Here is a 20304-nt window from a genome sequence, read left to right as displayed (position 1 = left end):
GGGAACGACGGCGCCGCTCAGCGTCTGGCGCGCAGGGCTTCCTCGACGCGGCTGGCGGCTTCCCGCAGGTGCGGCAGTACGGCCATGGCCTCGTCGGCACCGTTCGGGCCGCCGGGTGCGGTTCCCGGCATCGTGCTCATGGAGACGTTCAGGGCGGCGGCGACGGTGCCATCCGGGGACAGGACGGGCACCGCGATGGACCGCAGCCCGACCTCGAGCTCCTGGTCCACCAGGCACCATCCACGCTCCCTGACCGCGTCCAGTTCCCGGCGCAGGGCCGCGGGATCGGTGATGGTGTTCGGGGTCAGTGCCTCCAACGGGCGGGCGGCGAGCGCCGCGTCCAGTTCCTCCGGATCGAGGTGTGCCAGCAGCACCCGGCCCATGGAGGTGGCGTAGGCGGGGAAGCGGCTGCCCACGGCGATGCCGACGCGCATGATGCGGCGGGTGTGGACCCGGGCGATGTAGACCACGTCGGATCCGTCCAAAACGGAGGCGGAGGCCGACTCGTTCAACCGGGAGGAGAGTTCCTCGAGCACGGGTTCGATGAGCTCGGTCAGGGTGTGGCCGGCCAGGAAGGCGTATCCCAGCTGCAGCACCTGGGCCGTCAGCTCGAAGTGCTTTCCATCGGTCCGCACGTAGCCCAAGTCGGCCAGGGTCAGCAGAAAGCGGCGGGCCGTGGCCCGCGAGAGGCCGGTGCGCTTGGCGACATCGGTCAGGGTCATCGAATGGTGTTCGGCGTCGAAGGCGCGGATGACATCCAGCCCACGGGCCAGCGACTGCACGAACTGGCCGCCCGTGGCCGTGGGCGGGGCAGCCGGGGTCGTCTCGACGTCGTGCTCCATGGTGTCCTTCCGAAAAGGTGCGGGGGCCGTGGCGGTCCCGCGGCAACCCACCCATCCTAGAGGGCGACGGCACGGGCCGTTCCGTGGAGGCCGGCCGACGGGCGGCACGGCCCCCACGGTGGTGGTGCTAGGCCTGCTGCAATGCCACCGGGAGGCGTTCGGAGAGCTCGGCGAAGCTGATCCCGTGGGTGGAGCGGACCGTGACCGTTCCGTCCTCGATGAGGAAGATCGCCGATTCCGTGTAGATCCGCGAGACGCAGCCCAGCCCGGTGACGGGGTAGCTCAGTGCCTCGACCAGCTTGGACTCCCCGGCCTTGGTGAACAGCCCCATCATGACCCAGGTGGACTTCGCGCCGATCGCCAGGTCCATGGCACCGCCGACCGCGGGGATGGCCCCGGGGGCTCCGGTGTGCCAGTTGGCCAGGTCGCCCGCCTGGGAGACCTGGAAGGCGCCCAGGACGCAGACGTCCAGGTGGCCCCCGCGCATCATCGCGAAGGAATCGGCATGGTGGAAGTAGCTGGCTCCGGGGAGTTCGGTGACCGGGATCTTGCCGGCGTTGATCAGGTCGCCGTCGATGTCATCCCCCGTGGCCACCGGGCCCATGCCCAGCATGCCGTTCTCCGTGTGGAGGGTGACTCCCTGTTCGGCGGTGAGGTAGTTGGAGACGTTGGTCGGCTGGCCGATGCCCAGGTTCACGAAGGCGCCCGCGGGGATGTCCGCGGCGACCATTTCTGCCATGTCATCGCGGGTCAGTGCCGCGTCGGTGGAGGTGTAGGTGCTCATTTGTTCTCTCCTGCGATCTGGACGATCGTGTCGACGTAGATGCCCGGGGTCACCACGACTTCCGGGTCGATCCCGCCGACCGGGACGATCTCGTCGACCTGGACGATGGTCTGCGCCGCGGCGGTCGCCATGACCGGGCCGAAGTTGCGGGCGGTCTTGCGGTAGACGAGGTTGCCGAACTCGTCCGCCGTGAGTGCCTTGATGAGGGCGACGTCCGCCTTGATCGGGGTCTCCAGCACGTAGCCGATCCCGTCGATCTCGCGGGTCTCCTTGCCTTCGGCCAGCAGCGTGCCGTAGCCGGTGGGCGTGAAGAACCCGCCGATCCCGGCGCCGGCGGCGCGCAGTCGCTCGGCCAGGTTGCCCTGCGGGACCAGTTCGAGTTCGATCTCCCCGGCCCGGTAGGCCTCGTCGAAGTGCCAGGAATCGGACTGGCGCGGGAACGAGCAGATGACCTTGCTGACCTTGCGCTCCTTGATCAGCAGCGCCAGCCCGGCGTCGGCCTGTCCGGCGTTGTTGTTCACCACCGTCAGGTTCGAGGCCCCGCAGGCAAGCAGCGCGTCGATCAGTTCCATCGGCTGGCCGGCGTTGCCGAACCCCCCGATGAGGACGGTGGCGCCGTCGTGGATGCCGGAGACGGCATCGGCGGCGTTGGTGGCGATACGTGGTGCCACGGTGGTACCCCTTTACTTGCTGGTGGTGTTTTCGAGGACGACGGCCAGGCCCTGGCCGACGCCGATGCAGATGGCGGCGACGCCCCAGCGTTCGCCGGAGGCCTGCAGCCGTCGGGCGAGCGTGCCGAGGATCCGCAGGCCCGAAGCACCGAGGGGGTGGCCGATGGCCAGGGCGCCGCCCCAGGCGTTGACGATCCCCTCGTCGATGCCCCAGGCGTCGACACAGGCCAGGGACTGCGCGGCAAAGGCCTCATTGAGTTCGACGGCGGAGACGTCCCCCCAGCCGATGCCCGCCTTGGCGAGGGCGCGGTTGGCCGCCTCGACCGGGGCGAACCCGAAGTACTGCGGTTCAAGGGCGGCGGCGCCGCGTCCGGCGATGCGGGCCAGCGGTTCGCGGCCGAGCAGGCCAGCGGCCTTCTCGCTGCCGAGCCAGGCGGCGGAGGCGCCGTCGTTCATCGGGGAGGCGTTGCCCGCGGTGACGGTGCCGTTCTCGGAGCGGAAGACGGTGCGCAGCCCGGCCAGGGATTCGGGAGTGGATTCGGGACGGATGGTCTCGTCGCGATCCAGGCGCACGCCCTTGCGGGTGTTCGGTTCGACGGGGACCACGAGGTCGTCATAGCGCCCGGCGTTCCAGGCGGCATCGGCCAGCTGGTGGGAGCGCGCCGCGAAGGCGTCCTGGCGTTCGCGGTCGATGCCCTCGCGTTCGCGCAGCTGCTCGGTGGCCTCCCCCAGGGAGACGGTCCAGGCGCCGGGCATTTCGGGGTTGACCAGGCGCCAGCCCAGGGTGGTGTTGGCCAGTTCGAGGTTGTTCATCGGGAACGGACGCTCGGTCTTGGGTAGCACCCACGGGGCACGCGACATGGATTCGACGCCGCCCAGCAGCATCAGGTCGGCATCCCCGACGTTGATCTGGCGGGAGGCGATCATGGCGCCGTCCAGGGATGAGCCGCAGAGCCGGTTGACGGTAGTGCCCGGCAGGGAGACGGGGAGACCGGCCAGCAGGGTGGCCATCCGCGCCACGTTGCGGTTTTCCTCGCCAGCGCCATTGGCGTTGCCGAAGATCGTCTCGTCGATCCGCTCGACGTCCAGGTCCGGGGACCGGCCCACCAGCGCCTTGATGATGTGCGCCGCGAGGTCGTCGGGCCGATGCGAGGCCAACGCCCCACCGATCTTGCCGAACGGGGTACGTACCGCGTCGTATATGTAGGCCTGTTGCATGGGACTCCCGCCATCACGTGTTCGCTGAATGAACTTAAGTTCGTATATTGAACTCTATCGGTTCGTCCCCCGCGACACAATGGGGAGGACCCGACCTTCTGCTGGCCAGCCCCCCAGGGCGGGAGTAGCGTCATTGAATGGGAACCACACATGGCGAAGGGACGGGCTCGATGACACAGGTACAGGACACCGAAACGGGTAGCGGGAATGAGATCCTGGTCGACCTGGCGGATGGCCTCGGGATCCTGACCTTGAACCGGCCCCGCCAGATCAACGCGCTGACCCGCCCCATGGTCACGGAATTGACCCGACAGCTCGAGGCCTGGCGCGAAGACCCGCGGGTGGGGATCGTGGTGCTGCGCGGCGCCGGCGACCGGGGATTCTGCGCCGGAGGAGACATCCTGGCCTTCCACACCTCCATCACCACCGGGAAACAACACGAGTTCCTGTCCTTCCTTGCCGAGGAATTCCAGCTCGACGGAATCATCGCCACCTACCCCAAACCGGTCGTGGCATTCATGGATGGGCTCTGCATGGGCGGCGGAGTCGGCCTGGCAGGTCACGCGTCGGTCCGCATCGTGACGCCCCGCTCGGCGATCGGCATGCCCGAAACCCACATCGGCTACTCCCCCGACGTCGGCGGAACCCACCTGCTGGGGCTGGCCCCGGGACGGCTCGGCGAACACCTGGCCCTGACTGCTTCCACGATGGGTGCCGGGGACGCCATCCACGCCGGATTCGCCGACTTCTGCATCGCCGAGGACGGGTTCGACGAGGTGCTGGCCGCGCTGCCCGACCTGGTCGGGGTGCCGGCGAACGACGTGGCGGTGGCCCTCGAGATCCTGCACGGCACTGCCGCACCCGCCGCCCGCCTGGTGGCCGACGCCGCCTGGATCGACGACGCCTATGCCGGCGCGGACGTCCCCGATATCCTGGCGCGGCTGGACGCCAGCACCTTTGCCGCGGCGGCTCCAGCGGCAGCATCCATTCGGGCCAACTCCCCGCTGGCCACCCAGACCGCCTTGCAGGCAGTGCGTGCCGCCCGGGAAGACGCCCACCTGCCCTCGGCACTGGCCCGCGAACTGCGCGTGGCCGATTACCTGATGAAGCATCCGGATCTGCCGGAGGGGATCCGCGCCCAGATCATCGACAAGGACCGCTCCCCGCGCTGGTCTCCGGCGGACCACGCCGGGGTTGATTCCGCGGAGATCGCCGCGGCCATCGCCTCCTCGTAGCCGTGGCGAATTCCCCCTCGGGCGATTCCATGTTGGACCGGCTGGTCAGGATCCTGGATTCCTTCGATGCGGACCAGCCCACGCTCACCGTCACCGCCCTGGCGCGGCGCGCCGGCGTGCCCCGGGCGACCGCCTACCGCCTGGTGGAGGACCTCGTCTCCCATGGATTGCTGGCCAGGAACGACGACGGCGAAGTCAGGCTGGGTCTGCGGTTGTGGGAGCTCTCCAACCGGGCCTCCCTCACGCGCGACCTGCGCTTGGTCGCCTTGCCCTACATGGAGGACATCAACCAGCTGCTGCGGCAGAACACGCAGCTGTCGATCCTGCACGAGGACGAGGTGCTGATCGTGGAGCGGTTGTCCCGCCCCGGAGCGGCCGTCAACCAGGCCCACGTCGCCGGGCGGATGCCGGTCCTGCGCACGTCGATGGGCATGGCATTGCTGGCCTTCTCGCCTCCCCACCTCACCGAGGGGTTCCTGGACCGGCATCAGCAGGAAGCCCTGGCCCAGCAACCTGACCTGCGCCGCACGCTGGCCCATATCCGGTTGACCGGTTACGCCACGCTGGCCGGTTTCACGGACCCCGAGACGACCGGGGCCGCCGTCCCCATCCTGGATGACCGCCGTCGTGCCGTGGCGGTGATCTCCGTGGTCGTTCCCACCGATTCCGACTTGCTGCCGGCCGCGGTCATAGCGTTGCGGACTGCAGCCGGAGGAATTGCCCGTTCCCTCGCCGGGACGGTCTGACCGGCTACGCCACCCCGTCGGGACGATGTCCGCGCTTGGCGAGCTGGATCTGCTCGTAGACATGGTGGCGCAGCTCGGTGAACCGCGGCAGGGACCGGGTCTCGAGCTGGTCGCGCTCATCGGGCAGGTCGATGACCAGATCCTCCTGGACCACCGTGGGCGATGACGAGAGCACGATCACGCGGCCACCGAGGTAGATCGATTCGTCGATATCGTGCGTGACGAACAGGACCGTCATGCCCAGGTCCTTCCACAACCTGCGCACCAGGTCCTCCAGATCCGCACGGGTCTGGGCATCCACCGCGGCGAAGGGCTCGTCCATGAGCAGCACCTCGGGCTGGTACGCCACGGCACGGGCGATGGCCACGCGTTGCTGCATGCCACCGGAGAGCTGCCACGGATACGAGCGGGGAACCGCGGAGAGCCCGACGGCTTCCAGTGCCTCGGCGACGCGCGCCTTGCGTTCGACCTTGGGGACGCCAGCGTTCTTCAACGGCAACTCCACGTTGTCGGCCACCCGCAACCAGGGGAACAGCGAGCGCCCGTATTCCTGGAACACGACGGCCATCTTCTTCGGTGGCCCGGTCACCTTCTGGCCATCGAGCATCACCTCGCCCTCGGTGGCGCCCAGAAGCCCCGCGATGACCTTCAACAAGGTCGTCTTGCCGGACCCCGAGGGGCCCACCAGGCATGCCAACTCCCCCCGGGCCAGGTCGAACGTCAGGTTCCGCACCGCCTCGATGTCCCCGCCATCGGTGTGGTAGACCTTTTTCACCCCGCGTACCGAGAGCAGGGCCTCCCCTGCGCCGAGGGTCCGCCCGGCAGGAGTCGGTGAGTCCACCGGACCGGCGGATGGGGACAAGTGATCGGGAACCGCTGCGGGAGTGCTGGCTTCAGACTGCATTTTCTACCTCTTTCAAGCCGTGGTACCAGCGCAAGACGCGCCGTTCGGCCCACTGGAAGATGAACGACATGACCACACCGATGAGTCCGAGCACGATGATGCCGGACCACATTTCGGGAATGGCAAAGGAACGTTGGAACTGCACGATGGTGAAGCCCAGCCCTGAGGACGAGGCGAACATCTCCGAGATCACCATCAGGATCAACCCGATCGACAGGCACTGGCGGATCCCTGCCATGACCGTCGGCATGGCCGAGGGAATCACCTGGTAACGGATCCGGGCGAACCCCGAGATGCCGTAGGAACGCGAGGTCTCGTTCTGCACCGGATCGATCGAACGGACCCCCTCGATCGTGTTGAGCAACACCGGCCACACGGCACCGGAGACGATCACGGCGACCTTCATCGAGTCATTGACCCCGATCAGGAGCATCAGCACGGGGATCAGCACCGGCGGCGGCAGGGCCCGGAAGAACTCGAACACCGGCTCGGTCAGCGCGCGCAGGGTCCGGTTCAGACCCACCAACAGGCCCAACACCACACCCAGGATGATGGCCAGCAGCACGCCGATGACCAGCCGCCCCACGCTGGGGAGCACGTCGGAGGAGATCCGGCCCTGGAACCAGGTGGGGCCAAAGGTATCGACCAACTGCGCAGGGGTCGGGACGAAGAAGTTCGGCTCCCCGGAAGTACCCACCCACCACAGGGCCACCAACAGGACCGGCAGCGCGAGGAGGTATCCCATGGATTTCAGTGTTTTCATGCGATGGCCTCCCCACGTACCGAGGGATGCCACCCCAGCACCCGGCGTTCAACGGCGCGCATGACGACGTTGATCACCGTGCCCAACAGCCCGGTCGCCAGGATCAGCGCATACATCCCCGAAACGGCTCCACCCGACTGGGCCAACCCGATCTCCCGGCCCAAACCGGGCGAGCCGATGATCAGCTCCGCGGTGATGGCCAAAATCAGGGCGACGGCGGCGCCCAACCGGATGCCGGTCATCAAATAGGGAAGCACTGTCGGGAACACCACGTCCTTGATCCGCTGCCATGTCGAGAAGCTGTAGGACCGGGCGGTCTGCATGGCCACGTTGTCGACGTCGGCCACACCATAGAGCACCTGGATGAGGACCTGCCAGAAGCAGGCGTAGACGATCAGCAGCAACGACGATTCGATCTTCACCCCGTACAGCAACACGGCCAACGGGATCAAGGCGACCGAGGGAATCGGGCGCAGGAACTCGATCGAGGAGTTCGTGAAGCGGCGCAGGAACCGCGAACTGCCGATCACCATGCCCAGCACGAGCGCCAGGACGGTCGCCATCGCCAGGCCGACCGCCCAGGCCAGCAGGGTATCGCCCACGGATACCCAGAAGGCGGCCAGGCCGAAGTCCCGCCCCAGCGCCACGATGACTTCGGAGGCCGGTGGCAGGTACTTGGCCTGGACGATGCCCAGGATCGGCATCAGCTCCCACCCCACCAGGAAGATGACCACCCCCACCAGGCCCAGCGCCCACGATGGTGGTCCTTTTCGACGGGCCCGTGCGGGCCGCGGCGGCTTCGGTGCCGTCGTCGGGTCAATCACGACAGTCATGGCAGCAACACCTCCAGATCAGGCGCCTGGGAGAGCGTCCCGAATTTCACGGCGGCCGCGCCGAGCTTCTGGGCCGCTTCGCGGTTCATGTCGACCTGGAATTTCGGAAGGATCAGCTTCTTGCGGGTCTCGGCGTCGATTTTGGTGTAGGTCCCGACGATGTCACGGACCTTGTCCGGGTTCTGCTCGGAGAACTCCAAGGACTTGTCCATGGCCCGCTTGAACTTCGCGGCCAGTTCCGGGTTCTTGTCGATCGCCGCCTGGGAGGTGAAGTACGCGGAGATGTCGAGTTGGGGGTCGAAGTCGGTGAAGTTGTTGCTGATCACCCGGGCCCCGTCGTCCACGGCCTGGGTCAGGAACGGGTCCAGGATCCAGGCGGCGTCGACCACTCCGTTGTCCAGAGCCGCCGGGGCGTCGGGGAAGCCGACTTCGACGAAGTTGATGGATTTCGGGTTGCCCCCGTCCTTCTCGACGATGGACTTGATCGTGGTGTCGCCGATGTTGGAGAGGTTGTTCACGGAGACCTTCTTGCCCGCGAGGTCCTTGGGCGAGGTGATCTTTGAATCCTTGGAGACGACGACGGCGCTGAAATCGTGGTCGGTTCCGGTGGTGCTGTTGCCGTTGGCCACGATCTTCATGTCCAGCCCCTTGTCGTTCGCCACCATGAGCGAGACGAGATTGGAGAAGGCGAAGTCGTAGCTGCCCGATTGGACGCCGGGGATGATGGCCGCGCCGCCACTGGCGGTCTGGATGTCCAGGTCGAGTCCCTCATCGGCGAAGAACCCCTCCTTGTCACCGAGCCAGATCGGGGCGGTGTCGACGATGGGGATGACGCCGACCGTGACCTTGGTCAGTGATCCGCCAGCGGATCCCCCGGCGTCACCGGATCCGCCGCTCGGCGAGCCCGAACCGCACGCTGCCAGCGCCAGGATCGTTCCGGCGACGGCTGCGGCCCTCACGAGTTTCTTCATGATCTGTTCCTTGCCTCAAGGGTGTTTGTCGTACCGACGCGACCCGGGTCCTGGTGGGTGATGATGCGGTTGCGCAGGGTCGCCTTGCGGATCTTTCCGCTCGCGGTGCGCGGGAGTTCGCCCACAAATTCGACAGTGCGGGGAATCTTGTATCGGGCCACCCGGCCTTCAAGATGTGCCTGCAGGGAAGCGCCATCCAAGGCTGCGCCGTCGAAGAGCTCGACGACGGCCCGCGGAACCTCGCCCCACTTCTCGTCCGGAACGCCGATCACGGCGACGGAGGCCACCTGGGGCAGTTCCATGATCACCGTTTCCACCTCGGCCGGGTAGATGTTCTCCCCACCGGAAATGATCATGTCCTTGAGCCGGTCCGAGACGTAGAGGAATCCTTCGTCGTCGAGGTGTCCGATGTCCCCGGATCGCAACCATCCGCCGTCGATGATCGTCTGCGCACTGGCTTCGGGCAGTTGCCAATACCCGGAGATGACGTTGGGGCCGCTGATCTGGATCTCCCCGTCGACTCCCGCGGGGGCCATGCCGCCGCCCGGTTCGACGATGCGGATGTCGGTGAAGAAGTGGGGAAGCCCGGAGGAACCTGCCTTCTCGTGTGAGTGCTCGGCCAGCAACGCGGTGGCTCCCGGGGCGGTCTCCGTCATGCCGTATCCGTTGGAGAACGAGAGCCCCCGGGCTTCGTAGGCCTCGGAAACCCTGGCCGGAACTGCCGATCCGCCGCAGGTCAGCTTGACCAGCGAGGAGATGTCGGTGGTCGCAAACGTCGGGTGCTCGGCCAGCAACTGGTAGGTCGTGGGCACACCCGACAGGCTGGTGATCCGATGATGCTCGATGGCCGCCAGCACCTCGCCGGGGTCGAACCGGTCCTGGAGCACCAGGGTGCCGCCCTTGAGCAAGGTCGGCAGCGCGCCCATGCCGAGGGAGGCGACGTGGAACATCGGGGCGATCATCAGCGCGACCTCGGAGGCCGGAACGTCGTAGTCGACGATGACGTTGATGCTGTTCCAGGTCATGTTGCCGTGGCTGAGCACTGCGCCCTTGGGACGCCCCGTGGTGCCGGAGGTGTAGAGGATGATCGCCGGGTCCTCCAGGGACACCGGGACATCGACGGTCGTCGGCTCGGCGTTGGAGATGGCCTCTTCATAGGCCTCGACACCGGCGGAGGTGCCGCCGACCGACCAGCGGGCCCGGACGTCGGTCCCCTCAACGGCCTGTCCGGCGAGCTCCGTTAGTTCCGACGCGTGGATCAGCAGCCGGCTTCCCGAGTCGGTGAGCTGGTAGGCCAGTTCCCCCGCGGCCAGCCGGGTGTTGAGCGGGACGAACACGGCACCGAGAATCCCGGCAGCGAAAAGCGTTTCGAGGTAGGCAGGATGGTTGTTCCCGAGGTAGGCGATGCGGTCTCCGGCGGTGATCCCCCGCTCCTGCAGTGCACCGGCAAGCAGGTCCACCCGGTCGGCCATGTCCGCATACACGAGTTCCTGTCCGGCGTGGATGACGGCGGGCTTGTTCCCCGACTTCACCTTGCGCTTGCGGATCCACGGACCCAGCCCGGCATTGCGCATGTCCCATCTCCTTCGATGTCCGGCAGGCCTTCGCGACCCGGCCGATGTGATGCGTATGACATACACCACACGTAAATCAGGTTATGTTCAACTATTGAGAAAATCAATATCTTTCGTGGGGTCAGGCGTAGAAGCGGTACAGGCCCCGGGATACCACTGCCGGCTTGGTTCCGCCCTCGACCTCGATGACCTGGTCCACGGCGATCTGGTAGCCACCGGGGACCTCGTCGACGGTGGCGATGACTGCTTTCATGCGGATCCGGGATCCGACGTGGACCGGCGAGGGGAACCTGACTTTCTCGAGTCCGTAGTTCACCTTCGTCGTGACCCCGTGGACGTCGAAGAGTTCGGCCCAGAAGGGGATCTGCAGGCTCAGGGTGAGGTAGCCATGGGCGATGGGGCCGCCAAAGGGCCCGTCCTTGGCGCGCTCGGGATCAGTGTGGATCCACTGGTGGTCGTCGGCGGCATCGGCGAAGGTATCCACCTGCTCCTGTGTGACAGTGCGGTAGTCGCTGTAGCCGAGGTCGGTCCCGACGGCAGTGGGAAGGTCTTCGTAGCTGATGACTTTCTGGGACATGTCATTCTCCTGGGTAGGTGGTGGCGGGATTCCGCCGGGGGTGTGCAGGGTGGGATCAGCGGAAGGCGGCCAGACCCGTGATGGATCGGCCGACGACCAGCGCATTGATCTCGTGGGTTCCCTCGTAGGAATAGATGGCCTCGGCGTCGGCATGGAAGCGGGCGACATCGTGGGCAACGAGGATGCCGTTGCCGCCGACGACCTCGCGGGCCAGGGCGGTGGTTTCCCGCAAGGTGCGCGCCGTGTGCATCTTGGCCAGCGACGAATCCTCGTCCCGGTAGATGCCCTCGGCCTGCCGCTGGCTCAGCCGCACGACCATGCCCAGGCTTGCCGTGACATTGCCGAGCATGTGTGCCAGCTTCTCCTGGATGAGGGCGAAGCCGGCCAACGGCCGCCCGAATTGTTCCCGCTGGCCCACATAGCGGACCGCCGCCTCATAGGCACCGGCTGCGGCGCCGGCCGCGCTCCACGCCACGTCGGCCCGCATGCGACGCAGGCAGGCCGCAACATCGGTCCACGAGTTGATGTTCGGCAACCGGGCGGATTCGTCGACCACGACGCCGGTGAGCTTGATGTCGAAGTTCTGCATGATGCGCAGGCTCGCCTTGCCCCGGATGACCTCGAGTTCGACACCCTCCGCGTCGACCGGAACGACGAAGCACTTCACTTGGCCATCGTCGACATCACGGGCGAAGACTGCCATGACATCTGCTTGCCCCGCCCCTCCGATCCACCGTTTGGCTCCGTCGATGGTCCACTTCCCGGTGCCGGCGTCCCGACGCGCGCTGGTGGCCAGGCCCCCGGCGATATCCGATCCATGCTCGGGTTCGGTCAGGGCGAAAACGCCCTTCCAGGAGAAGTCACGGATACGGGCATCGAGCTCCGCGGCATGGGCTGCCGCAGCTCCGTAGGCGATGGTGGTGCGGAACAGGCCGGCCTGGGCGTTGTACCAGGTCAGTACCGAGGCATCGGTGCGGGCGAGTTCGAAGGTGCGGAACCCGGAGTACAGGGCGCCGGGTTGCCCACCGGTGTCCGCGACCTCCACCGGGTCCATCAGACGGGCCTCGATCAGTGGTGCCTCGATGCCGGGAGGGAATTCGCCGCGGTCCCAGCTTTCGGCCAGGACTGGACGGACATGCTCATCGAGCAGTCCCCGCAGCCGCAGCAGGGACGCCCGCTCGGCGTCGCTGAGCAGCTCGGCGTAGCCGTAGGCGTCGGCCGGATGGAAGGGGGCCTGGGTGGTCATGACTTCTCCAACCCGAGGACGCGGACCGCGTTGTCTTTCAGGATGCCGGGCCGCACCGCATCCTTCAGGGGCAGGTCGGCGAAGGCAGCCAACCATTTTTCCGGGGTGATCAAGGGGAAATCGGTGCCGAAGAGGAGCTTGCCGGCCAGGATGTTGTTTGCGCGCTTGACCAGCGACTCCGGGAAGTACTTGGGGCTCCAGCCGGAGAGGTCGATGTACACGTTCGCCTTGTGGGTGGCGATCGAGTTGGCCTCGTCCTGCCACGGCACCGAAGGGTGGGCCATGATGATGGCCAGGCCCGGAAACTCTGCCGCGACATCGTCGAGCAGCAGGGGGTTGGAGTAGCGCAGCTTGATGCCCCGCCCGCCGGGGAGGCCGGCTCCCATCCCGTTTTGGCCGGTATGGAAAGTACACGGAAGCCCCAGCTGCTCCAGCTCACGCCAGAGCGGACGGAACGCGCCATCGCTGGGATCGAACCCCTGCAGCGAGGGGTGGAACTTGAATCCCCTCACGCCCAGCTCGACGGCTTGGCGGCGGGCTTCAACGAGGGCGTCAGCACCGGTGCGCGGGTCGACGGATCCGAACGGGATGAGGACATCGTGGTGGCGCGCGCATCCGGCGACCAGGTCGTCGATCGAATTCGGCAGATGCCCCAGCGCGGTCCGCGCATCCACGGTGAAGACCACTGCTGCCATTCCGGCAGCCCGGTAGATCTCGGCGATGCGGTCGATGGAGGGGGTGCGCTCCTCGGATTTGAAGTAGGCGGCCGAGGCCTCGAAGAGGTCCTCCGGCATCGATCGATGCCCGTGCGAATCCTCTTCGAGGTGGACGTGCATGTCGATGGCTGAAATCGCTGCCAGGTCAATGGCCGGCTCGTAGACAGGCATGCCCGCCTACTTCGCCGGTGCCGGCTGCAGGTCCGCAGGCAGTTCGGGGAACGTCTCCCCGACGCCCTGCGCCTGTCCGGCGAAGGGGTAGCCGGACCGGAGGGTCTCGTAGTCCCAGCCGCCGTCGCGGTATTCGGTGGCAACTGCCTCGGGGTGGCTCCACAGCTGCAACCGGTCGCCGCCCACCCCGATGACCTGGCCGCTGATGTCGGCTGCCTCGTCCGAGGCGAGGTAGGCCACGAGGCCGGCAACATCGTCGGCGGTCCCGAAGCCCAGCTCCTTCCGGAAGAAGTCCGGCATGGCCTCACCGCGTTCGTCGGCCTCGACGGCCTTGGCAAAGAACGGGACGGTCTGGGTCATGGCCGTGGCGGCGACGGGGATCACCGCGTTGACGGTGACACCGGCGCGTTTCATCTCCAGCGCCCAGGTGCGCACCATGCCCACGATGCCTGCCTTCGCGGCAGCGTAGTTGGTCTGGCCGAAATTGCCGCGCTGCCCCGTGGGGGAACCAATGGTGACGATGCGCCCGGCGAGTGCGTTGTCCTTGAAGTACCCGAAGGCCTCGCGGACGCAGGTGAACGTGCCACGCAGGTGGACGTTGATCACGGCGTCGAAGTCCTCGTCGGTCATCTTCAGCAACGACTTGTCCCGCAGGATCCCGGCATTGGTGACCAGGATGTCCAGCCGGCCAAAGGCCTCCAGTGCGCCGGCGACCAGCTGGGCGGCGGCTTCCGAGCTCCCCACCGGGGCGACCACGGCGGTGGCACTCCCCCCGTCGGCCCGGATCGCGGCAACGGCCTCGGCAGCCACATCGGCGTCGACGTCATTGACGACGACGGCAGCACCCTGGCGGGCCAGCTCACGTGCATAGGCCAGCCCGAGTCCGCGGCCGCTGCCGGTGACGATGGCGACTTTTCCAGTGAGGGACATGGGGGCTCTCCTTCGGATCGGCGCCAGCCGGCAATGTTGCCGGGCCGACTGGCACGTGGGATTCTGGTGTTGGTTAGATGACAACTGATATTCTTGATTAAGTCAACCATTAATTAACTCATCAAATATTTTGGAGCTCCCATGACGACCCCTACGGCACCCGCGACCAGCGGCACCGATCGCTTCCTGGCCTCGGAGCTGGCCGGCGAGGCCAGCTTCCTGATTGCCCGCGCCCGCTCGCGCGGTTCGTCCATCGCGAACGAGCGCCTGGTGCCCCTGGGATTGCGCGTGCGCTCCTACTCCGTGCTCTCCCTGGCCTGCAGCGGTCTGCGTCCGACCCAACGCGAACTGGCCGAATTCCTCTCGCTGGATCCCAGCCAGATCGTCGCACTCGTGGACTCCCTGGAGAAGGACGGTTTCGTCCAGCGGGTCCCGGACCCCAACGACCGGCGCTCCAAGCTCATCGAGCCCACCGATGCCGGCAACGCCTTGTATGCGCGCGCCCACGCCCTGACCGGTGAGTCGGAGGACATTTCGCTGGCCGGGCTGGACCCGACGGAAAAAGGGGAATTCCTCCGCCTGCTCAGCAAGGCGGCCTTCCCCGTCCGCTGACGTGATGATTCCCATTGATTGGGAACGCCGGGGCGTGTGAGCCACGCGACAGCGCAGACTGGAGCCAATCCATCGGACGCCGGGCAACCATCCAGCCCGCCCGGCAGCCCGACCCCTGACCGCAAAGGAGCGCGCATGGCATCGGCATCCCCTCTCGTGGTGCGGACCCGCGTGGGCATCATCGGCGGCGGTCCCGCCGGCCTGCTGCTCTCCCACCTGCTGGCGCAGGCCGGCATCGAGAACATCGTCGTCGAGTCCCGTGACCATGAGACGATCCGCAACACCCACCGCGCCGGCATCCTCGAGGCGGGTTCCGTCGACCTGCTCACCAGCACGGGCGTCGACGGCCGGGTCCTGGTCGACGGCGACGAACATGCGGGCATCGACCTGCGGTTCAACGGCGAATCCCACCCCTTGGATTTCCGCGATCTGGTCGATGCCACGGTCACCCTGTATGCGCAGAACGAGGTCTTCGTCGACCTGGCAGCGGCGCGGAAGCGCGATGGGGGCGATGTGCGCTTCTCCTGCGACGTCACCTCCATCTCGGACGTCGAAACGGAGCACCCCTCCTTCACCTTCACGGACGCCGACGGTGCCGTCACCGAGGTCCGCTGCGACATCGTCGTCGGTGCCGACGGCTCGCGCAGCTTCAGCCGCCGCAACGTCGAGGTGCCCGGCCACCGGGATTTCAAGGTCGAATACCCCTTCGCCTGGTTCGGCATCCTGACCGAGGCCCCCAAGAGCTCCCCCGAGCTGGTCTACGCCAACTCCCCGCACGGCTTCGCGCTGATCAGCCAGCGCAGCGAAACCGTGCAGCGCATGTACTTCCAGTGCGATCCCGGCGAGGACGTGGCCGCGTGGAGCGAGGACCGGATCTGGTCCGAGCTCCAGCGCCGCGTCGACGGGCCGGACGGCTTCGAGCTGAAGACCGGCCCCATCTTCGACAAGACGGTGCTGGGGTTCCGTTCCTTCGTCCGCGAACCGCTCAGCCACGGCCGGCTTTTCCTGGCCGGGGACGCCGGGCACACCGTCCCGCCCACCGGCGCCAAGGGCCTGAACCTGGCGTTGGCGGACGTGAAGGTCCTGTTCGAGGCGATCGATTCGTTCTACTCCACGGGATCGGACTCCCTGCTGGAGGGCTACTCGGATCTGGCGCTCCAGCGCGTCTGGAAGGCGCAGAACTTCTCCTACTGGATGACCTCCATGCTCCACACCCCACCGGATGCCCACCCGTTCCTGCTCAAGCGCGCCCTGGGCGAGCTGCAGAGCGTCACGTCCTCGCGGTTCGGCCAGCAGTACCTCGCCGAGTCCTACACCGGATGGCCACATGCCTAGCATCGCGCCGCCGTCGTCCTCTTCCCCCATCACCCACCACCTCCGGAAGGAGCAGATTCGATGACCAACACCACCCACGGCGCCGAATCCTTCGCCAACAGCCACGTCCTGGACCCGGCAGCCACCACGGCCACCCAGGAACAGATCAGCGCGGAAATCGCCGCAGAGCACGAGGCCTATGGCGCAACGCTGCAGGCCGGTGACGCGCCGGAGACGCAACCGCGCACCGACTTCGCCCCGTACCGCAGCTCGCTGCTGCGCCACCCGACCAAGTCGCTGCACCACGCGGACCCGGAGACCATCGAGCTGTTCAGCCCGGCCTTCGGCCAGCGCGACGTGCACGCCCTGGAGTCGGATCTGACCATCCAGCACAACGGCGAGCCGATCGGCGAGCGCATCGTGGTCACCGGCCGCGTGCTCGACGGCGATGGGCATCCAGTGCGCCACCAGCTGGTGGAGATCTGGCAGGCCAACGCCGCCGGCCGCTACATCCACAAGCGGGACCAGCACCCGGCGCCGATCGACCCGAACTTCACCGGCGTCGGCCGCGCGCTGACCGGGGACGACGGCGAATACACGTTCACCACCATCAAACCGGCCCCCTACCCGTGGAAGAACCACCACAACGCCTGGCGTCCGGCCCACATCCACTTCTCGCTCTTCGGCACCGAATTCACCCAGCGGATGATCACCCAGATGTACTTCCCGGGCGACCCGCTATTCGGCCTGGACCCGATCTACCAGTCGATCACCGACCCGAAGGCCCGCGAGGCGCTCGTGGCCACCTACGACCACTCGGTCACCAGCCACGAATGGGCCACCGGCTACCGCTGGGACATCGTGCTGACCGGCAGCAACCGCACCTGGATGGAAAACGAAGAAGGGGATCACTGATGGCACAGGCACCCGCCACGAAGCTCGACGCAACCCCGGGCCAGACCATCGGCCCGTTCTACGGCTACGCGCTGCCCTACGAGCGCGACAACGAACTCGTGAGCCCCTCCCGCGCCGGAGCCGTCCGCCTGCATGGCACGGTGTACGACGGCGAGGGAGCCGTGATCCCGGATGCCCTGTTGGAGATCTGGCAGGCCGACGGAGAGGGCCATGTCGTGGCTCAGGCCGGCTCACTGGTCCGCGACGGCTACACGTTCACCGGCTTCGGCCGCACCGCAGTGGACAACGAGGGCAACTACACCTTCACCACGCTGAACCCCGGTCCCACCGGGGAGGGCAAGGCGCCGTTCATCATGCTCACGGTCTTCGCCCGCGGCCTGCTCAACCGGCTGTTCACGCGCATCTACCTGCCCGAGGACACCGCCGCCCTGGCCGCCGACCCGCTGCTGGCGTCGCTGGATGCCGCGGACCGCGACACGTTGATCGCCACCCGTGAGGCCGATGGCGCGTTGCGCTTCGACGTGCGGTTGCAGGGCGAGGGCGAGACGGCGTTCCTGTCCTACCCGCGGTCCTGAACGGCGGACCTGCTAATTTGAAGGGCATGATGACCGACGCCGATTTCGGCCTGCTGGACCCCGCGTGGGCCGGCACCCCCGCGGCCGCCGCGACCTCGGACGCAGCCATCGCCCAGGCGCTGCTCGACGTCGAGGCCGCTTGGGTGGGGGTGCTCGCCGATGCCGGCCATTGCCCTCCGGAGGCCGCCGACGCCGTCGACGCGGCGGCCGATGCCTCGCTCTACGATCTGGCGGATGTGGCCCGGCGCTCGGCCGGCGGCGGCAACCCGCTGATCCCGCTGCTGGCGGACCTGCGCGCCGAGCTGAAGGCCGCGGGGTCTGCCGAGGCGGCCGCCGTGGTGCACCGCGGGGCCACCAGCCAGGACATCGTCGACACCGCGCTGATGCTCGTGGCCTCCCGGGCCGGTGCCACGATCCGCGCCGATCTGGCCGCGGCCGCCGCCGGTGCGGCCCGGCTGGCCGACACCCACCGCGACACGATCTGCGTCGCCCGGTCGCTGACCCAGCATGCCCTGCCCATCACGTTCGGTTTGCGCGCCGCCAACTGGCTCGCGGGGCTCACGGCCGCGGGCCGTCGCCTCGACGCCGCCCTGGCCGGGCTGCCCGTGCAATGGGGCGGCGCCGTCGGCACGCTCGCCTCGCTCACCGACTCGCTGCAGGCGGGGAACGACGGCGGTGCCCCGGTCCCCGAGCTCGTCACCGCGCTGGCCGAACGGCTGGGGCTGGTGGATCCCGGAACCCCCTGGCATACCAACAGGATGCCCGTCACCGGACTCGGTGCTGCCCTGGCGGACACCGTCGCCGCCGCCGGGACCCTGGCCGCCGACGTGCTCACCGCCTCCCGGCCGGAGATCGCCGAGGTCTCCGAACCCCGGGCCCCCGGCCGCGGCGGTTCCTCGGCCATGCCGCAAAAGCAGAACCCCGTGCTCTCCGTCCTCATCCGCCAGGCGGCGCTGTCGGCACCGCATCAGGCGGCGCAGCTGTTCCTCGCCGCCGGCCTGGCCGCCGACGAGCGCCCCGACGGTTCCTGGCACAGCGAATGGGCCGCCCTGCGGTCCCTGCTCCGCTTGGCCGGAGGGGCGTCCACCAAGCTGTCCGAACTGGCCACCGGCCTGCAGGTGCATCCGGAGGCCCTGGCAGCCAACGCCGCCCTGACCGGGGACCTGCTGCTCAGCGAACGGATCACCTCACGGCTGGCACCGCTGGTCGAGGGCGGGAAATCCGCCGTGCAGGAACTGGTCACCCGCTCGCTCTCCGAGCGCCGCGAACTGCGGCCGCTGCTGCGCGACGCGGTCCCCGCCGGCTCACTCTCCGACGACGACTTCAACGCCCTCTTCGACCCGGCCGGCTACCTCGGCCAAACCGGGACGTTCATCGACCGGATCCTGGCCGACCACGCAGCGTGGTCGGCCACCGCCGGCTGACGTCGCGGCCCCACCAGACCACCATCGAGCACCACCGAGAACCCAGGCAGAAGGACCCATGACCGAACCGATGTTGCGCGGACTCGCGCTGAACCAGATCGCCGGTGCCCCCACCGACGCCCCCGCCAAGCCCGCCTTGTTGCTGGGCCCTTCCCTGGGCACCGGCGCCAAGGCCCTGTGGGGCCCCATTGCCCCCCGGTTGGCCCAGCACTTCGACCTCTTCGCGTGGGACCTGCCCGGCCATGGCGGAGCCCCCGCCTCCACGGGGGACTTCAGCATGGCGGAACTGGCCTCCGCCGTCGTCACCCTGCTGGAGCGCCTGCGCGCCGACGGCACGATCGCCGCCAAGACGCCGGTCTACTACGCAGGCGTCTCCATTGGCGGCGCCACCGGCATCCAGCTCGGCCACGACCACCCCGGGCTGTTCTCCGGTCTGGCGATCATCTGCTCGGCCGCGAAGATCGGTTCCCCCCAGGGGTGGACCGACCGCGCCGAACTCGTCGCGAAGGCCGGCACCCCCACCATGGTCGCCGGCTCCGCGGAGCGCTGGTTCGGTCCCGGCTTCATCGAATCCCACCCGGTGGTCTCCGCCGACCTGCTGCACACCCTGCAGGACGCCGACCGCTTCTCCTACGCGCATGCCTGCGCCGCCCTGGCCGGGTTCGACCTGACCGCCGAGCTCGGTTCCATCACCGATCCGCTGCTCGCCATCGCCGGCGCGCACGACGTGGTCTGCCCGCCATCCGACGCCGAGTTCCTGGCCGGCCACGTGGCCCATGGGCGCTCCGCCGTCGTGGAGTCGGCGGCCCACCTGGCCCCGGCCGAGGACCCTGCGGCAACCGCCGCGTTGCTCATCGACTTCTTCACCACCGAGGGGGCGCCCCGTGCCTGAATCCCACCGCTTGCCCGGGGACCGGTACGACGACGGCATGGTGGTCCGCCGCGAAGTGCTCGGCGGCGAACACGTGGACCGTTCCACGGCCAACGCCACGGAGTTCACCGAGGAGTTCCAGGAGATGATCACCCGCTACGCGTGGGGGACCATCTGGACCCGTGAGGGACTGCCCCGGACCACCCGGTCGGCCATCACGCTGACCGCGATGATCGCCGGCGGCTACTGGGAAGAGCTGGAGATGCACGTGCACGCTGCGCTGCGCAACGGGATGACCGCCGCGGAGATCAAGGAGGTCTTCCTCCAGTGCGCCATCTACTGTTCGGTGCCGGCGGCCAACGTGGCGTTCAAGATCGGGCAGAAGGTCCTGGCCGAATACGAATAGCCAGAC

Annotated in this window: 22 protein-coding genes; 9 read left to right on the top strand and 13 right to left on the bottom strand. The window is 67.9% G+C overall.

Annotated elements, in window-relative coordinates:
- Positions 1–17 precede the first annotated feature (17 nt).
- From ABD088_RS08860 to ABD088_RS08845, 4 genes are all read right to left on the bottom strand, one after another.
- Positions 18–842, bottom strand: coding sequence for an IclR family transcriptional regulator domain-containing protein (locus ABD088_RS08860; protein WP_343901563.1), 825 nt, complete (start codon positions 840–842; stop codon positions 18–20).
- A gap of 127 nt (positions 843–969) precedes the next feature.
- Positions 970–1626: a 3-oxoacid CoA-transferase subunit B gene (locus tag ABD088_RS08855; RefSeq protein WP_343901562.1), complete on the bottom strand. Its 657-nt coding sequence runs from the start codon at positions 1624–1626 to the stop codon at positions 970–972.
- On the bottom strand, positions 1623–2297 hold the full coding sequence (locus ABD088_RS08850) for a 3-oxoacid CoA-transferase subunit A (RefSeq protein ID WP_343901560.1): 675 nt from the start codon (positions 2295–2297) through the stop codon (positions 1623–1625). Before ABD088_RS08850 ends, ABD088_RS08855 begins: the two co-directional genes overlap by 4 nt.
- Before the next feature lie 12 nt (positions 2298–2309).
- Positions 2310–3515, bottom strand: a complete 1206-nt coding sequence (locus tag ABD088_RS08845; protein ID WP_343901559.1) for a thiolase family protein — start codon at positions 3513–3515, stop codon at positions 2310–2312.
- Positions 3516–3685: 170 nt separating this feature from the next.
- On the opposite strand from ABD088_RS08845, the gene ABD088_RS08840 reads away from it, so the two are divergent.
- Both ABD088_RS08840 and ABD088_RS08835 read left to right on the top strand, forming a co-directional pair.
- The gene (locus ABD088_RS08840) at positions 3686–4750 is read left to right on the top strand and encodes an enoyl-CoA hydratase/isomerase family protein (protein WP_343901558.1); all 1065 of its coding nucleotides are present in this window, start codon (positions 3686–3688) and stop codon (positions 4748–4750) included.
- A gap of 2 nt (positions 4751–4752) precedes the next feature.
- Entirely contained in the window at positions 4753–5496 is a 744-nt protein-coding gene (locus ABD088_RS08835) for an IclR family transcriptional regulator (protein WP_343901557.1), read from the top strand.
- Positions 5497–5500: 4 nt separating this feature from the next.
- Here ABD088_RS08835 and ABD088_RS08830 read toward each other — a convergent pair whose 3' ends face one another.
- The 9 genes from ABD088_RS08830 to ABD088_RS08790 form a co-directional block, all read right to left on the bottom strand.
- Entirely contained in the window at positions 5501–6400 is a 900-nt protein-coding gene (locus tag ABD088_RS08830; RefSeq protein WP_343901555.1) for an ABC transporter ATP-binding protein, read from the bottom strand.
- The gene (locus ABD088_RS08825; RefSeq protein ID WP_343901554.1) at positions 6390–7163 is read right to left on the bottom strand and encodes an ABC transporter permease; all 774 of its coding nucleotides are present in this window, start codon (positions 7161–7163) and stop codon (positions 6390–6392) included. The genes ABD088_RS08830 and ABD088_RS08825 overlap by 11 nt, the downstream gene beginning before the upstream one ends.
- Complete coding sequence (locus tag ABD088_RS08820; RefSeq protein ID WP_343901552.1) at positions 7160–7996, bottom strand: ABC transporter permease; 837 nt, start codon at positions 7994–7996, stop codon at positions 7160–7162. Before ABD088_RS08820 ends, ABD088_RS08825 begins: the two co-directional genes overlap by 4 nt.
- Positions 7993–8967, bottom strand: coding sequence for an ABC transporter substrate-binding protein (locus ABD088_RS08815; protein WP_343901550.1), 975 nt, complete (start codon positions 8965–8967; stop codon positions 7993–7995). Before ABD088_RS08815 ends, ABD088_RS08820 begins: the two co-directional genes overlap by 4 nt.
- Entirely contained in the window at positions 8964–10541 is a 1578-nt protein-coding gene (gene menE / locus ABD088_RS08810) for an o-succinylbenzoate--CoA ligase (protein ID WP_343901549.1), read from the bottom strand. The genes ABD088_RS08815 and menE overlap by 4 nt, the downstream gene beginning before the upstream one ends.
- Before the next feature lie 121 nt (positions 10542–10662).
- Complete coding sequence (locus ABD088_RS08805; protein ID WP_343901548.1) at positions 10663–11118, bottom strand: MaoC family dehydratase; 456 nt, start codon at positions 11116–11118, stop codon at positions 10663–10665.
- Between the two features lie 55 nt (positions 11119–11173).
- The gene (locus ABD088_RS08800) at positions 11174–12364 is read right to left on the bottom strand and encodes an acyl-CoA dehydrogenase family protein (RefSeq protein WP_343901546.1); all 1191 of its coding nucleotides are present in this window, start codon (positions 12362–12364) and stop codon (positions 11174–11176) included.
- Positions 12361–13251 carry an amidohydrolase family protein gene (locus ABD088_RS08795; protein ID WP_343901545.1) on the bottom strand — a complete coding sequence of 297 codons (891 nt, stop codon included), beginning with the start codon at positions 13249–13251 and terminating at the stop codon, positions 12361–12363. The genes ABD088_RS08800 and ABD088_RS08795 overlap by 4 nt, the downstream gene beginning before the upstream one ends.
- Positions 13252–13257: 6 nt before the next feature.
- Positions 13258–14181: an SDR family oxidoreductase gene (locus tag ABD088_RS08790; protein ID WP_343901544.1), complete on the bottom strand. Its 924-nt coding sequence runs from the start codon at positions 14179–14181 to the stop codon at positions 13258–13260.
- A gap of 141 nt (positions 14182–14322) precedes the next feature.
- Here ABD088_RS08790 and ABD088_RS08785 point away from each other — a divergent pair, with 141 nt between their 5' ends.
- From ABD088_RS08785 to pcaC, 7 genes are all read left to right on the top strand, one after another.
- Entirely contained in the window at positions 14323–14793 is a 471-nt protein-coding gene (locus tag ABD088_RS08785) for a MarR family winged helix-turn-helix transcriptional regulator (protein WP_343901542.1), read from the top strand.
- 135 nt (positions 14794–14928) lie between these two features.
- Positions 14929–16128 carry a 4-hydroxybenzoate 3-monooxygenase gene (locus ABD088_RS08780; RefSeq protein ID WP_343901541.1) on the top strand — a complete coding sequence of 400 codons (1200 nt, stop codon included), beginning with the start codon at positions 14929–14931 and terminating at the stop codon, positions 16126–16128.
- Positions 16129–16188: 60 nt separating this feature from the next.
- The gene (gene pcaH / locus ABD088_RS08775; RefSeq protein WP_343901539.1) at positions 16189–17022 is read left to right on the top strand and encodes a protocatechuate 3,4-dioxygenase subunit beta; all 834 of its coding nucleotides are present in this window, start codon (positions 16189–16191) and stop codon (positions 17020–17022) included.
- A complete protein-coding gene (pcaG, locus tag ABD088_RS08770) occupies positions 17022–17597 on the top strand; it encodes a protocatechuate 3,4-dioxygenase subunit alpha (protein ID WP_343901538.1) in 576 nt (191 codons plus the stop codon). Before pcaH ends, pcaG begins: the two co-directional genes overlap by 1 nt.
- Before the next feature lie 26 nt (positions 17598–17623).
- Positions 17624–19021, top strand: coding sequence for a lyase family protein (locus ABD088_RS08765; protein ID WP_343901537.1), 1398 nt, complete (start codon positions 17624–17626; stop codon positions 19019–19021).
- A gap of 58 nt (positions 19022–19079) precedes the next feature.
- A complete protein-coding gene (locus tag ABD088_RS08760) occupies positions 19080–19913 on the top strand; it encodes an alpha/beta fold hydrolase (RefSeq protein WP_343901536.1) in 834 nt (277 codons plus the stop codon).
- Positions 19906–20298, top strand: a complete 393-nt coding sequence (gene pcaC / locus ABD088_RS08755; RefSeq protein WP_343901535.1) for a 4-carboxymuconolactone decarboxylase — start codon at positions 19906–19908, stop codon at positions 20296–20298. The genes ABD088_RS08760 and pcaC overlap by 8 nt, the downstream gene beginning before the upstream one ends.
- Positions 20299–20304 lie beyond the last annotated feature (6 nt).

The sequence above is a fragment of the Arthrobacter rhombi genome (assembly GCF_039526245.1).
GTDB lineage: Bacteria > Actinomycetota > Actinomycetes > Actinomycetales > Micrococcaceae > Arthrobacter_H > Arthrobacter_H rhombi.
The sequence above is the reverse complement of the archived record's forward strand: the minus strand, read 5'-3'. Positions and strand labels throughout refer to the sequence as shown.

Bases quoted from the DNA above. Each gene is read 5' to 3' on its own strand.
- ABD088_RS08820 (WP_343901552.1), bottom strand. From the start codon at position 7,996: ATGACTGTCGTGATTGACCCGACGACGGCACCGAAGCCGCCGCGGCCC.
- ABD088_RS08815 (WP_343901550.1), bottom strand. From the start codon at position 8,967: ATGAAGAAACTCGTGAGGGCCGCAGCCGTCGCCGGAACGATCCTGGCG.
- menE (WP_343901549.1), bottom strand. From the start codon at position 10,541: ATGCGCAATGCCGGGCTGGGTCCGTGGATCCGCAAGCGCAAGGTGAAG.
- ABD088_RS08785 (WP_343901542.1), top strand. From the start codon at position 14,323: ATGACGACCCCTACGGCACCCGCGACCAGCGGCACCGATCGCTTCCTG.
- ABD088_RS08845 (WP_343901559.1), bottom strand. From the start codon at position 3,515: ATGCAACAGGCCTACATATACGACGCGGTACGTACCCCGTTCGGCAAG.
- ABD088_RS08840 (WP_343901558.1), top strand. From the start codon at position 3,686: ATGACACAGGTACAGGACACCGAAACGGGTAGCGGGAATGAGATCCTG.
- ABD088_RS08830 (WP_343901555.1), bottom strand. From the start codon at position 6,400: ATGCAGTCTGAAGCCAGCACTCCCGCAGCGGTTCCCGATCACTTGTCC.
- ABD088_RS08795 (WP_343901545.1), bottom strand. From the start codon at position 13,251: ATGCCTGTCTACGAGCCGGCCATTGACCTGGCAGCGATTTCAGCCATC.
- ABD088_RS08780 (WP_343901541.1), top strand. From the start codon at position 14,929: ATGGCATCGGCATCCCCTCTCGTGGTGCGGACCCGCGTGGGCATCATC.
- pcaG (WP_343901538.1), top strand. From the start codon at position 17,022: ATGGCACAGGCACCCGCCACGAAGCTCGACGCAACCCCGGGCCAGACC.
- ABD088_RS08760 (WP_343901536.1), top strand. From the start codon at position 19,080: ATGACCGAACCGATGTTGCGCGGACTCGCGCTGAACCAGATCGCCGGT.
- ABD088_RS08825 (WP_343901554.1), bottom strand. From the start codon at position 7,163: ATGAAAACACTGAAATCCATGGGATACCTCCTCGCGCTGCCGGTCCTG.
- ABD088_RS08860 (WP_343901563.1), bottom strand. From the start codon at position 842: ATGGAGCACGACGTCGAGACGACCCCGGCTGCCCCGCCCACGGCCACG.
- ABD088_RS08790 (WP_343901544.1), bottom strand. From the start codon at position 14,181: ATGTCCCTCACTGGAAAAGTCGCCATCGTCACCGGCAGCGGCCGCGGA.
- ABD088_RS08765 (WP_343901537.1), top strand. From the start codon at position 17,624: ATGATGACCGACGCCGATTTCGGCCTGCTGGACCCCGCGTGGGCCGGC.
- ABD088_RS08805 (WP_343901548.1), bottom strand. From the start codon at position 11,118: ATGTCCCAGAAAGTCATCAGCTACGAAGACCTTCCCACTGCCGTCGGG.
- ABD088_RS08800 (WP_343901546.1), bottom strand. From the start codon at position 12,364: ATGACCACCCAGGCCCCCTTCCATCCGGCCGACGCCTACGGCTACGCC.
- ABD088_RS08855 (WP_343901562.1), bottom strand. From the start codon at position 1,626: ATGAGCACCTACACCTCCACCGACGCGGCACTGACCCGCGATGACATG.
- pcaH (WP_343901539.1), top strand. From the start codon at position 16,189: ATGACCAACACCACCCACGGCGCCGAATCCTTCGCCAACAGCCACGTC.